Genomic DNA, 13139 nt, shown 5'->3' with positions numbered 1-13139 from the left:
TAGGCGCGGTGGCAGGGGTTGGCTGATGGAGTAAGCATCGTGAACGCATATACGCCCCCCGCCGCGGGCGCCCGCCCCGCCGTGCCGGTCGATCCCGCGAATCCGGACGCGGCCGGGATGTTCTGGGGCCTGCAATATTGCCGCGCCGGCATGTTGTCGCTCACCCGCCTCGAACTGGCGATGGAAAGCGGCGACCGGCAACGGATCATCGAGGCTATCGACCGCCTCCACGCGCTCGACGGCGAGATCGAGCGCACCGTCGCCGCGCTGCCCGCCCCCGTCGGGCCCGACCCGGCGCGCGCTGCGATCGAGGAATATCTGGGGCGCGAGAAGATGGCGGTGGCGTTCGAAAAGCTCGTCCTCGCCAGTGGGATCAGCGGCCCCGGCATCGCCTCGCCCGCCGGACGCCCGCCGCGCCCGCATGCCCCCGCCGCTGCGGTGCCCGCGCACCCCGACGCCGGTGCCGACGCCCTCTGGCCGGCGCTCGACGACGAACCGCCCTTTGCCGCCCGGCCGGCGGGATTCCTCGCCGAATATGGCGCGAAAGCGGCGATCCTGCTCGCCATCGTCGCGGCGACCGGGGCGACGCTGGCGGTGGCATTGTAGGAGCGGAAACACGATATAAAGAAATCTTTATATGTGACTTGACAGCGAAGGGCGACAGGCTATGCTTCAGCCTGTCGAGGTTCTCCGCGTCCGCTTTGCGGGCAAGGAGCTAAGACGGGAAGCCGGTGCAAAACCGGCGCTGCCCCCGCAACTGTAAGCGGTGAGCGGCGGTCGCTACGTGTCACTGGTCCGGCAAGGGACCGGGAAGGCCAGACCGCCGCGTCGATCCGTGAGCCAGGAGACCTGCCTCGTCAGATACGTCCTCCGGCGGGGTGTCCGGTCAGGCCGCATGCACGCCTGTGCCGGCCCCGCCTTGCTTTGGGGTGCACTTGTCCGTGCCTGCCCGTCTGACCGGCGCCTTGCCCCTTGCAAGGTGTTTGAAGAATGACTGTCCGCGTCGCCACCCTCGGCTTTCCCCGCATCGGCCCCCGCCGCGAGCTCAAGCATGCCCTCGAAAGCTATTGGGCCGGCAAATCGTCGCTCGCCGACCTCCGTGCTGCCGCCGCAGGCCTCCGCGCTTCGGCTTGGGCCCGGCAAAAGGCGCTTGGCGCCGATATCCTGCCGTCGAACGACTTCTCGCTCTACGACCATGTCCTCGACACCAGCGCCCTGATCGGCGCCGTACCGCGCCGCTACGATTGGGACGGCGACACCGTCGACCCCGACCTCTATTTCGCCATGGCCCGCGGTTCGCAGGCCGATGCCGGCCACAGCGGCTGCACCCACGCCGCCGCCGACACCACGGCGATGGAAATGACCAAATGGTTCGACACCAACTATCATTTCCTCGTCCCCGAACTCACCGCCGGCCAGACGTTCCGCATCGCCTCGACCAAGATTTTCGACGAATTTGCGGAAGCAAAAGCGCTCGGCTATCCGACGCGGCCCGTTCTCCTCGGCCCCGTCAGCTATCTGATGCTCGCCAAGGGCAAGGCGGTCGAACCGCTGGCGCTGCTGCCCGGCCTCCTCGACACCTACGCCGAAATCCTTGGTCGCCTTGCCGGTGCCGGCGCCGAATGGGTGCAGATCGACGAGCCCTGCCTCGTCCTCGACCTGACCGACGAGCAGCGCACGGCGTTCGAGCGTGCCTATGCCCGCCTCGCCACCAGCGGGCCGAAGCTGATGCTGACCATTTATTTCGGCGGCCTCGGCGACAACCTCGACCTTGTCGCAGGGCTTCCTGTCCACGGCCTCCATCTCGACCTCGTCCGGGCTCCCGGGCAGCTCGAACCCGTGTTGAAGAAGCTGCCGCAGCACGTCCTGCTCTCGCTCGGCGTCATCGACGGCCGCAACGTCTGGCGCGCCAATCTTCCCGATCTCTACTGGCGCCTCAAGGATCTGGCAGGCCAGCGCGACCTCATCCTGGCACCCAGTTGCTCGCTGCTCCACGTCCCGGTCGATCTTGCGTTCGAAACCGCGCTCGATCCCGAAATCGCCCAATGGCTGAGCTTCGCGGCGCAGAAGATCGAGGAATTGGCCGCGCTTGCCAAGGCGCTGAACGAGGGCGAGGACGCCAGCTTCGCCGCCTTCTCGGCGTCACGGATCGCCGCGGTCGCCCGCCAGACCTCGCCGAAGATCCACGATCCTGCGGTCGCGGCGCGCCTCGCCGGACTCGACGAAGACGCCGCGCGGCGCGCCTCGCCTTTCGCCGCCCGCCGTGAAGTCCAGCAAGCGCGCCTTTCCCTGCCAGCCTATCCGACGACGACGATCGGCTCCTTCCCGCAGACCCCGGAAGTGCGGAAAGCCCGCGCCGCGCATCTCAAGGGCGAGATCGACGACGCGGCCTATGCCCGGTATCTCCGCACCGAAACGCGCGCCGCGATCCGGTGGCAGGAGGAAATCGGCCTCGACGTCCTCGTCCACGGTGAGTTCGAGCGTAACGACATGGTGCAATATTTCGGCGAGCAGCTCGCCGGCTTCGCCTTCACCCGCGCCGCCTGGGTACAAAGCTATGGCTCGCGCTGCGTCCGCCCACCAATCCTCTATGGCGACGTCTCACGCCCAGCGCCGATGACCGTCGACTGGTGGCGCTATGCGCAGGAGCAGACCGAACGGCCGATGAAAGGCATGCTCACCGGCCCGGTGACCATCCTCAACTGGTCGTTCGTCCGCGACGACCAGCCACGGGAAACAAGCTGTCGGCAGATCGCACTGGCGATCCGCGACGAGGTGCAGGATCTCGAGGCGGCCGGCGCCGCGATCATCCAGATCGACGAGGCGGCGCTCCGTGAAGGCCTGCCGCTTCGCCGCGGCGAGTGGCAGCATTACCTCGACTGGGCGGTCGAAAGCTTCCGCATCGCCGCATCGGGCGTCCGCGACGACACGCAGATCCACACCCACATGTGTTATTCGGAATTCAACGACATTATCCGCGCCATCGGGGCGATGGACGCCGACGTCATCTCGATCGAGACCGCAAGATCGCAGATGGAATTACTCGGTGCCTTCGCCACCTATGCCTATCCGAACGAGGTGGGGCCCGGCGTTTACGACATCCACTCGCCGCGCATCCCGGCGGTTAGCGAGATGGCCGATCTCCTTACGCTTGCTGGCCAACATGTGCCGCCGCAGCAAATCTGGGTGAATCCCGACTGCGGGCTCAAGACGCGGAAATGGGAAGAGGTTCGCCCGGCGCTGATCGCAATGGTCGCTGCAGCGCAGGCGATGCGCGCCAACTCATCGGTGCGCGAGGCCGATGCCGTCGGCTGAGACTATCATGCCGCGTCGGACCGGTGGAAAGTCCCGCTTTTCACCGGTCCGAGCAGTGACTAGTCTTCGCCTGCCGCGTCGACCTTCCCACGGCGCCGACGCATGTAGAGGAGCCCGCCGACGCCGAGCGCGAACAGGCCGAACATGCCGGGTTCGGGAACCGGCACCGCCCCGCCCGAGCTGCCGCCCGACGAAGTTCCACCGCTGGACGTCGTTCCGCCGCCCGAAGAAGTGCCGCCGCTCGGCGGGCTGACATAACCGCCCTTGAACGTCCCGATATGCATTTCGCCATTCTGGGTCAGGTTACCAAACACTGCCGATCCCTGAATGTAATTGCGAATTTCGGCATCGGCGAGCGGCGCCAGCACCGACCCGCCCCATGCCGTCGACTGTTTGAGGCTCTCAGCCTCGGGGAAATTCCAGACGACATGCTCGCCGAGGTTGTTGGTCCCGCCAAGGAAATTGTCGTTGAGGTTGATCGTCCGGCCGCTGACGTTGACGATCGCGGTGTCGGCGCCGTTCAGGTTGAACTGGATTTCGCCGATCTTGTCGAGGTCGGCAGCGCTGATGTTGAACACCGCCATCCCCTTCGCATCGGGCTGCGCGGTGAAGGTACCGCGGTTGCCCTGAATCGTCAGTTGGCTGTTCGTTTTCAGCGTCCCCATCTCGTAGGACAGGCTGTTCAGGCTCCCGGACAGCCGCGTCTTGTCCTGTTGCAGATTGACGCCGAACGCCGGATTGCTGGCGTTGATATTCGACAATACCGTATTCTGGTTGACGTTGGTGTTGCTGATTGTCCCGCCGACCTTCACCGTCTGGTTCGGGCCGTTGAGGTTGAAACCGCTCGACACATTGCCGCCGACGATGGCGCCCGATCCGTTGTTGAGGTTCTTGTGACTGCCGGTGACGTTGCCGACGACGGTAAGACCCGGCTGACCGTTCGCCGACGTCGTCGCGCGAATGCCATAGTTGGACGAATTGCCCGACAGGTTGCCGCCGACGAAAGTGCGCCCCTCGACCTCGGACGAACTGTTGAGATCGCCAAGGACGACGAGGTTCCATTCGCGGAGCGCATCGATGCCGCTGATCTGGCTGCTCTGCGCCAAGGCGGGAACGGCAAGCGCCGCCGCGACGAGCGCGACGGGAAGCAGAGAACGGGAGGATAAAGCCATGTAAATCATGTCCATAAATGGATGAAGGAGGAATCGCCGGCGCCCATAAGCTCTTTGTCGTTCACTATACACCGGAGTGCGACAGACCGTTGTCCCGTTGTGGAACAGCCCGCGTTTGATGTCGATGGAGCGTGGCAATCGGGCGCCGCAATGTGCCCTATCCGCCGATCGAGAAGAAAGCCGTGATGGTGAGGCGTCCATTGCGTGGATCCCCCGACAAGGTCGCGTCGGCTGCGATAGCGCCGCTGTGGAGGTTCGTGCTGCGATAGAGGAGCGCACGGTTGTAGCGGGCTTCGACACTGCGAACGCATTCGAATAGCGGCGTGTCGCCGGCGATGTAGGCGGCCGGCGGCGGCCCTGCATGCCGCAACTCGGTCTCGAGATGACGAAAGAAGAGATCGCGACGCTGTTCGTCGATGGTTTCAAACCGCGTCGCCCGGTGGCGGAAGAAAGCGGTACCGTCGCTCGCCACCGGGGAAAGATAATGGATCAGCGCGATCCGGTCGGCGGTGAAAGCATCGATATGCGGCAGCCGCTGCGCGATGGTCAGCGCCTCGACTGGCGTCGAAACGATTGAAAAGCTCGCATCGATAACACTGACCGGTCCAGTGCGGCCAAAAGCCCGTTGCACCGCCGTCTCGATCGCAGGCAACTGCCTTGATAGATAATCGTCCGGCAGCGCGGCGCGGATTCCCGGATAATGATTCAGCGCGGGCGCGAACGCCGTCACCAGCGCGTGCTCGCGCAGTCCATCGGGATCGGCGGCGAAATCGTCGATAATCACAAGCGGCTGCGCTTCTGCACCGATCGTCTCGAACGCCACCGGCATCAGCGGTCCGCCGCCACGCAAGCAGCGGCCCGCGCGAGCAGGAAAGCCCGCTCGCGCTCGTTCGCCGAAAGCTCGGCTGCGGTCTCGAACTGCGCCTTCGCTTCCTCGAATCGCCCGGCGCGGAGCAGGAAGTCGCCCCGCGCCGCGGGCAGCGGCGCATAGTTTCGGAGCACCGCTGCATCGGCCATCGTATCGACTAGCCGTAAGCCGGCTTCGGGTCCGAACGCCATGCTATGCGCCACCGCACGATTGAGCTCGACCACCGGCGAGGGCATCACCCTTCCCAATCGGTCATAGAGCGCAGCAATGCGCGTCCAGTCGGTATCCTCCGCCCGCCGGGCCCGCGCATGACACGCCGCCAGCGCGGCCTGCAAGGCATAAGGCCCTTCGGCGCCTCCTAATGCTTCGGCCCGCGCGAGCGCATTCAGCCCGCGGCGGATCAACAACTGGTCCCAGCGCACCCGGTTCTGCTCGGTCAGCGGTACGAAAGCGCCATCGGGCCCGGCACGCGCCGTCAGCCGCGACGCCTGAATCTCCATCAGCGCGAGCAATCCCCAAACTTCGGGCTCATCGGGCATCAATCCAGCAACTATGCGCCCCAGCCGCTGCGCCTCGGCGCAGAGCGGCGGGCGAACCAGCGAAGGTCCCGCGGTCGCCGCATAGCCCTCGTTGAAGATCAGGTAGATGACCTCGAGCACCGATCCCAGCCGCGCCGCCAGTTCGGCACCGCGCGGCACTTCGAACGCGACTCCCGCCTTGGCGATTGCTTTCTTGGCCCGGGTGATCCGCGCCGCGATCGCCGCTTCGTTCGACAGGAAGGCGCGGGCAATCTCCAGGGCCGTTAGTCCGCCGACAAGCCGCAGGGTCAGCGCGGCGCGTGCGTCGGGGGAAATCACCGGATGGCAGGCGGCAAAGATCAGGCCGAGCAGTTCGTCGCCGAGCGGATCGTCGAGCGCCGCCTCGACCGCTTCTGCGCTCATATCGCGCTCCCCGTCCAGTTCACGGGCGATTTCGGCATGCTTCCGATCCTGCATCGCGCCACGCCGGATGCCGTCGATCGCGCGCCGCTTGGCCGTTGCGACAAGCCAGGCGCCCGGCTTGTCGGGAACCCCCGATTTCGGCCACTCGGTCAGCGCGGCAAGCAGCGCCTCCTGCGCCAGTTCCTCGGCACGGTCGACGTCGCGCGTCATCCGGGCAAGCGCGGCGATCAGCCGCGCCCGCTCGATCCGGAACACGGCCTCGATCGCGCGATGGGTTTCGCCAGCTGCCATGCCCGCCTTCTCGGCGAAGAGCGCCGGGGAGGCAAGCACGGCGGCAGGCTTCGATTATTGACTGCCGAGCTTGTCGCGCAGCTTCTGTTCGCGTTCGGCGAGTTCGGGCGTCATCGCGTCGCCAAAATCCTCCATTTCGTAGAAGGGACGGATCTCGAGCTCGCTCGGCCCGGGCATCGGGTTCGGGCAGCGCTTCGCCCAGGCGACCGCCTCGTCCATATCCTTGACCTCCCAGACCCAATAGCCGGCGACCAGTTCGCGCGTTTCCGCGAACGGTCCGTCGATCACCGTCCGGCTCGCGCCATCGAAGGCGATACGCTTGCCCGCCGACGAAGGCTTGAGCCCGTCCCCGTCGACCATCACCCCGGCGTTCACCAGTTCCTCGTTGAACTTGCCCATCGCCTCGAACATCTCGGTCATGTCCTCGGTGGGCAGCAGACCCTTTTCGCTGTCCTCGGTCGCCTTGACGAAAACCATCACACGCATCGTTCAACTCCTCTTTGTCGGGCCATGATCGGCCTCGTATCAGGACGACGAACGAGCCGCCGCAAAATCGACACGCAGGTGAAAATATTTTTTCAGGCAACTTCGGCCAGCGGCTGCGGCACCGCGAAACGCTGGCGATATTCGTTCGGCGACAACCCGGTAATGCGGTGGAACAGCTTGCGGAACGCCGCCGCGTCCTCATAGCCGACGCTCCACGCGATCTGGTCGACGGTACGCCTGGTGAATTCCAGCAGTTCGCGCGCCTTGCCGACGCGGATGTGCTGGACATATTCGACCGGGGTCATCGCGGTAGCCGCCTTGAACCGGCGCTGGAAGGTCCGCTCTTCCAATCCAGCCTCGCGCGCCATCTCACCGACGCCGTTCACCCGGCCTTCCTTTGATTGCAGCCAGTGCTGCACCTTCAGGATCGCCTCATCGCCATGCGTCAGCTTGGGCGCAAAGCTTGCGTAATTCCTCTGCTCGCGTCCTGCGGGGTCGATCAGGAGGAAGCGCGCGGTCTCCATCATGACCGAAGGCCCGAGCAATCGCTCGACGATACGCAGGCCTAGGTCGGTCCACGCCATCAGGCCGCCCGCAGTGACGATGTCACCGTCGTCGATCACCATCCGGTCGGCTTCCAGCCGCACATCGGGAAAGCGCGCCCTGAACTCCTCGGCAAAATACCAATGCGTTGTCGCGGGCCGCCCCGCGAGCAGCCCGGTCGCGGCGAGCGCAAAGGCGCCGCCGCAATTCGACGCCAGCACCGCCCCCTGTGCATGCCGGTCGAGCAGCCAGCGCGCATAGGGTGCGACCTCCTCGGCCTCGAGCAGCTTGTGGAGGCTTCCCGGCGCGATCAGCACCGCAGGCGAATTGCCCGCCGGTTCGTCCGGATGGCTGTCGTAACAGCGCGCAAAGCCCCCGCCCTCCCGCAATCGCCAATGGCTGACGCGAACCGGCGCCCGGCCGTGGTCGACCGCAAAGCGGCCGGCGATGTCGAACAGGTCGGTGATGCCGTGGACCATGCCGGTCTGGCAGTCGGGGTAGAGCATCAGGCCGACTTCGACGAGCGGAGCCGGATGTTGGCGAAGTTGCCGCATAGGGTGAAGCACCTTTGTCGGAATCGGCCCGCATAATGTCGTATCCGCCAATCCCGCGCAAGGCCCCGCCGGCCTATCTCCTGTTTCACCGGACGGACATCCCGCCCCCTCGAAACGAAAGGAACGACGACATGGCCACGATCACCACCAAGGACGGCACGCGCATCTTCTACAAGGACTGGGGTCCGAAGGACGGCCAGCCGATCGTCTTCTCGCACGGCTGGCCGCTCAGCGCCGACGCCTGGGACGCGCAGATGGTCTTCTTTGCCAATCAGGGCTTCCGAACCGTCGCTCACGACCGCCGCAGCCATGGCCGTTCGGACCAGGTCTGGGCGGGCAACACTATGGACCAATATGCCGACGATCTCGGCGAACTGATCGAACAGCGCGACCTGAAAGATGTCATCCTCGTCGGCCACTCGACGGGCGGCGGCGAAGTCACCCGCTATATCGGCCGCCACGGCACGCGCCGGGTCGCGAAGGTTGCCCTGATCGGCGCCGTCCCGCCGCTGATGCTGAAGACCGAAGCCAATCCCGTCGGCCTGCCGATCGATGTCTTCGACGGTATCCGCAAGGGCACCTTCGACAACCGGCCGCAGTTCTTCAAGGACCTGACGCTCCCCTTCTACGGCTATAACCGCGAGGGCGCCGAGGTGTCGGAAGCGGTCCGCGACGAATTCGTGCGGCAGGGCATGAACGGCGGCCTCAAGGGCCTGATCGACAGCATCCGCGCCTTTTCGGAAAGCGACTTCAACGAAGATCTGAAGAAATTCGATGTCCCGACGCTGGTGCTCCACGGCGACGACGACCAGATCGTCCCGATCGGCGCCTCGGCGCTCTCGACGGTCAAGATCGTCAAGCAGGCGGTGCTGAAGGTCTATCAAGGCGGCAGCCACGGCCTCACCGTAACCGAACAGGACCGGTTCAACGCCGACCTCCTCGACTTCATCAACAATTGATCCGGACAGGGGCGCGGCGGCGCGGCCGCCGCCCCCGAACAGGGAGTAAAGACAATGATTCTCGGCCTTACCATTCCGCAGTTCACCGCGCTCCACGTCGCGATCAGCCTCGTCGGCATCGGCGCGGGCCTTCTCGCTCTTCCCGCCTTTGCCCGCGGGCGCCCGCTGCCGCGCACGACCGGCATCTTCCTGTGGGCGACCTTGCTGACCAGCCTGTCGGGGTTCCTGTTCCCGATCGTCGCCTTCACCCCGGCGCTCGGCGTAGGCATCCTCTCGACCCTGATCCTCGCTCTCGCCTTCCACGCCTATTACGGCCGCAAGCTCGCCGGCCGCGCCGCCACGGTCTATGCGGTGACCGCCACCCTCGCCCTCTACCTCAATCTGTTCGTGCTGGTGGTGCAGTCGTTCCTGAAAGTTCCCGCACTGAACGCGCTCGCGCCGACCGGAACCGAACCGCCGTTCCTCGCCGCGCAAGGCGCTCTCTTCCTCGCTGCGGCGCTGTTCGGCGCCATCGCCGTCAGGGCAACACGCCGCCGCGCCGTGGCCTGATATCCCGAGTCCGGCGCAAGGGCGGCCGTAGAGGCCGCCCTTGTCTTATACCCCGAACAGCCGGTCGATCGCTTCGTCGAGATAGGAGCGGTCGGCAAACAGGCGCATCGGGTCGCGCCGGTTCAGCCAGAAGCCGGCCCGGTGCCGATCGGTGAGCGCCCGCCGCATCACATCCTGCAACAGCCGCAGACGCATCAATGCGGTGCGCCGCGCAGTGCCGGGATCGATCGTGATCTGCGATGCGAAATGCGCCCGGATCCGCTCGACCCGGGCGGCAACGACATCGCTGTAACCATGATGCGGCCCGCGATGCAGCGCGTGCCCGAGTTGGAGCGCCGCGGGCTCGCATGCCGGCAGGATGAGGCCGTTAAGGGCGAAATGCTGGAGCGCGAAACCTTCGGACTGCAACTGGTCGAACATCGCCGCCATCTGCGGACGCCGCAGCAGCGCGATGGGAATGAGGTGATGGCGCTGGAAACCCGCGCGCGGCAACGGCGCCCCTTGCCATCCCAACCGCTGCCTCAAAGATCGCCGCCAAATTCGACCCGCACGGGGCTTGACCCACCCGCATCGGGCGGCGGCGACAGGTGCACCCACTCGCCGGGATCGAGACCGCGCATCCGGCGGCTCTCCCGAACAGGGCCGTTGAGCATCATGTCGAGCGACAGCCGGGCAAGTCGCCTGACCATCTCCGCCACCGTCCATCCCTTGGGAATCCGCCCTTCAAGCTCCTGCTGAGCGAACAGGGCCAGCCCGCGCGTGCCTACAAAATCGACGCCTTCGGCCTCGTGCCGCCGAAAGGCGACGAGATGCAATATGGGCGGCATGCCGCTGATCAGCATTTCGGCGACCGACGCCCGAAACTGCGGCGCGTCGGACCACAGCCGCGCGGGCGACCAGAAAAAATGACTGGCGTCGAACAGGTCGATCAACAGCACCATCATCTTGAAGAACTCGCGCATCTGCATCGTCTGCTCGTGCGCGCCGTGCCCGTCTTCCTCGGGCACGAACATCCAGCACTGCCCGCTTTCGCGCCAGCCCTGCGGCAGGCTCGCCGCAAGCAGGCTTGTCGCCGGATTCGCCGGGTCGACCAGCGCGAGCGCCGCATCCGCCGCCCGCCCGGCAAGCATCGATTCGCGCCCGAAACGCAGGCGGAACAGCGGCGGCGCGATCTGCTCCATCATGTCGGCGCGCTCGCTGTCCGCACGCTCGGGCCGCAGTCCCATATGGCGGAGCGAGGTTTCCAGCGATACATCCGAAGCGCCGCGCATCGATGGTCCGATGATCAACGCAAAGGGTTCCGGCGGAACCGGCAAGATGGGCGCATTGCTGTTGTCGGCATCCATGGTGCGCATCGACCTTCTTAGGGTCAGGACCCCGAGACCCCCGCTTGCATTGCAAGACTTGCAGCAATGTTCAAACGCTTATTATACTGCCCTGCGGCTTATTGCGTCCGTTCCGGAACGGTTGCGGGCGCGCGGCGTCAGATCGCCACCTGACTCCCCAGTTCGACCACGCGGTTCGTCGGCAGGCGGAAATATTCCATCGCGCTTTCCGAATTGCGCAGCATCCACGCGAACAATTTTTCGCGCCAGATCGGCATGCCGGGCGTGCTTGCCGCGATAAGGGTCTGCCGCGACAGGAAGAAACTCGTCTCGATCATCTTGAATTCGGCGCCGCAGCCGGTGACGCGCTTCAGCGCCTCGGGCACGTCAACGGGCTGCATGAAGCCGTAATTAAGGATCAGGCGGTGGAAGCCCTGCCCCAGATCCTCGAGCGCACAGTGATTCTCCTCGCGCACGAACGGGACGTCGGCGATCTTGATCGTCAACAGGATGATGCGTTCGTGCAGCACCTTGTTGTGCTTCAGATTATGGAGCAGCGCGTGCGGCACCCCGTCGGCCGACGAGGTCATGAACACCGCTGTTCCCGGCACGCGCGTCGCGCTGTTCGCCGCCGATTTGACGAAGACCGGGATCGGCATCGCGCCTTCGGCCATTTCCTTCTGCATCAGCTTGCGCCCGCGCGACCAGGTCGTCAGCAGGGTGAAGATGGTAAGGCCGATCGCCAGCGGCACCCAGCCGCCGTCGGGCACCTTGATCAGGTTCGCGCCGAAATAGGCGATATCGACGATGAAGAAGATGGCGAGGATCGGCACCGCTTTCCACGCCGGCCAGCGCCACAGGCTGAACAGCACGACGCTCATCAGGCAGGTGTCGATGAACATCGCACCGGTCACCGCGATACCATAGGCGGCGGCAAGGTTGCTCGACGAGCCGAAGAACAGGACGAGCAGGATGACCATCACCATCAGGCCCCAATTGACCATCGGGATGTAGATCTGGCCCGCCGCCGACGCGCTGGTGTGTTCGACGCGCAGGCGCGGGATGAAGCCGAGCTGGATCGCCTGCTGGGTCAGCGAGAAGGCGCCCGAGATCACCGCCTGGCTGGCGATGATTGTCGCGAGCAGCGCAAGGATGACGATCGGCACGCGCCAGGCGTCGGGCATCATCAGGAAGAAGGGATCCTGGATCAGCCCGAGCCGGTTGCCCATTTCGGCCTCGAGCACCATCGCGCCCTGTCCCATATAATTGAGCATCAGCGCGGGCAGCACGAAGCACAGCCAGCTGAGACCGATCGGCTTGCGCCCGAAATGCCCCATATCAGCGTAGAGCGCCTCGGCGCCGGTCACCGCTAGCACGACCGCGCCGAGCGCGATGAAGGCGGTGAAACCGTCGACATAGAAGAATTTCAGCGCATTGAGCGGGTTGAGCGTCGCAAGGATGATCGACGGATGGTCGACGATGTGCATGATGCCGAGCACCGCGAGCATCAGGAAATAGCAGAGCATGATCGGGCCGAAGAGCGCCCCGACCTTCGCCGTTCCGCGCGACTGGATCGCGAACAGCCCGATCAGGATCGCCAGCGCGATCGGCACGATATAAGGATCGAACCCCTTGTTGATGTAGCTGAGCCCCTCGGTCGCCGAGAGCACCGACATCGCCGGGGTGATCATGCTGTCGCCATAGAAGAGCGCGGTCGCGAACACCCCGAGCAGTATGATCGGCCACGTCCAGCGCTTTTCGCCCGACGAGCGGCTGATCAGCGCGAGGAGCGCGAGGCTGCCCCCCTCGCCCTTGTTGTCGGCCTTCATGATCGTCAGCACATATTTGAAGGTGACGACGAGCATCATCGACCAGAAGACGAGGCTCAGCACGCCATAGATGTGCAGCCGGTCGGCATCGATCGAATGATGCCCCGCAAAGGTCTCGCGAAACGCGTAAAGCGGGCTGGTACCGATGTCGCCGAAGACGACGCCGACCGCGCCGATGGCGAGCTTCAGCTTGCCATCGCCCTGGTGTCCGTGGCCGTGATGGCCCGTATCGGTGGCAGCCGGAGCGGTGCTTTCGGCCCCGCCTGCTGCCTGTTGCGACTCAGCAGTCATCGCGCGCCTTTAGACG

11 protein-coding genes, 1 pseudogene and 1 riboswitch are annotated in these 13139 nt (G+C 65.3%); of the genes and pseudogenes, 4 read left to right on the top strand and 8 right to left on the bottom strand.

The genetic code is table 11. The annotated features are described in order from the left end of the window. The first annotated feature begins 39 nt into the window (after window positions 1-39). On the top strand, window positions 40-606 hold the full coding sequence (locus V6U71_RS06935) for a hypothetical protein (RefSeq protein WP_411341555.1): 567 nt from the start codon (window positions 40-42) through the stop codon (window positions 604-606). Window positions 607-666: 60 nt separating this feature from the next. Further along, a riboswitch (cobalamin riboswitch) is annotated at window positions 667-872 on the top strand. Between the two features lie 118 nt (window positions 873-990). Further along, on the top strand, window positions 991-3315 hold the full coding sequence (gene metE, locus V6U71_RS06930; protein WP_411341554.1) for a 5-methyltetrahydropteroyltriglutamate--homocysteine S-methyltransferase: 2325 nt from the start codon (window positions 991-993) through the stop codon (window positions 3313-3315). A gap of 59 nt (window positions 3316-3374) precedes the next feature. Here the strand turns inward: metE and V6U71_RS06925 are convergent, their stop codons facing one another. The 5 genes and pseudogenes from V6U71_RS06925 to V6U71_RS06905 all read right to left on the bottom strand — a co-directional run bounded on the left by V6U71_RS06925 (window position 3375) and on the right by V6U71_RS06905 (window position 8170). Beyond that, window positions 3375-4487 (bottom strand): choice-of-anchor A family protein, encoded by a 1113-nt coding sequence (locus V6U71_RS06925; protein ID WP_411341553.1) that lies wholly within the window; start codon window positions 4485-4487, stop codon window positions 3375-3377. A 157-nt stretch (window positions 4488-4644) separates the two neighbouring features. Further along, the gene (locus tag V6U71_RS06920; RefSeq protein WP_411341552.1) at window positions 4645-5316 is read right to left on the bottom strand and encodes a DUF6445 family protein; all 672 of its coding nucleotides are present in this window, start codon (window positions 5314-5316) and stop codon (window positions 4645-4647) included. Then, window positions 5316-6587 carry an RNA polymerase sigma factor gene (locus tag V6U71_RS06915; RefSeq protein WP_411341551.1) on the bottom strand — a complete coding sequence of 424 codons (1272 nt, stop codon included), beginning with the start codon at window positions 6585-6587 and terminating at the stop codon, window positions 5316-5318. Before V6U71_RS06915 ends, V6U71_RS06920 begins: the two co-directional genes overlap by 1 nt. Before the next feature lie 135 nt (window positions 6588-6722). Then, window positions 6723-7073, bottom strand: a pseudogene (locus V6U71_RS06910) (YciI family protein); the annotation flags it as partial. A 92-nt stretch (window positions 7074-7165) separates the two neighbouring features. Further along, window positions 7166-8170 (bottom strand): GlxA family transcriptional regulator, encoded by a 1005-nt coding sequence (locus tag V6U71_RS06905; RefSeq protein WP_411341550.1) that lies wholly within the window; start codon window positions 8168-8170, stop codon window positions 7166-7168. A 131-nt stretch (window positions 8171-8301) separates the two neighbouring features. On the opposite strand from V6U71_RS06905, the gene V6U71_RS06900 reads away from it, so the two are divergent. After that, on the top strand, window positions 8302-9129 hold the full coding sequence (locus tag V6U71_RS06900) for an alpha/beta fold hydrolase (RefSeq protein WP_411341549.1): 828 nt from the start codon (window positions 8302-8304) through the stop codon (window positions 9127-9129). Between the two features lie 54 nt (window positions 9130-9183). After that, complete coding sequence (locus V6U71_RS06895; protein ID WP_411341548.1) at window positions 9184-9678, top strand: hypothetical protein; 495 nt, start codon at window positions 9184-9186, stop codon at window positions 9676-9678. A 45-nt stretch (window positions 9679-9723) separates the two neighbouring features. Here the strand turns inward: V6U71_RS06895 and V6U71_RS06890 are convergent, their stop codons facing one another. The 3 genes from V6U71_RS06890 to V6U71_RS06880 all read right to left on the bottom strand — a co-directional run bounded on the left by V6U71_RS06890 (window position 9724) and on the right by V6U71_RS06880 (window position 13123). Further along, a complete protein-coding gene (locus V6U71_RS06890; RefSeq protein ID WP_411341547.1) occupies window positions 9724-10170 on the bottom strand; it encodes an AHH domain-containing protein in 447 nt (148 codons plus the stop codon). 29 nt (window positions 10171-10199) lie between these two features. Next, a complete protein-coding gene (locus V6U71_RS06885) occupies window positions 10200-11033 on the bottom strand; it encodes a hypothetical protein (RefSeq protein WP_411341546.1) in 834 nt (277 codons plus the stop codon). Window positions 11034-11161: 128 nt separating this feature from the next. Further along, a complete protein-coding gene (locus tag V6U71_RS06880; protein ID WP_411341545.1) occupies window positions 11162-13123 on the bottom strand; it encodes a potassium transporter Kup in 1962 nt (653 codons plus the stop codon). Window positions 13124-13139 lie beyond the last annotated feature (16 nt).

Source organism: Sphingopyxis sp. J-6, assembly GCF_046603995.1.
GTDB lineage: Bacteria > Pseudomonadota > Alphaproteobacteria > Sphingomonadales > Sphingomonadaceae > Sphingopyxis.
The sequence above is the reverse complement of the archived record's forward strand: the minus strand, read 5'-3'. Positions and strand labels throughout refer to the sequence as shown.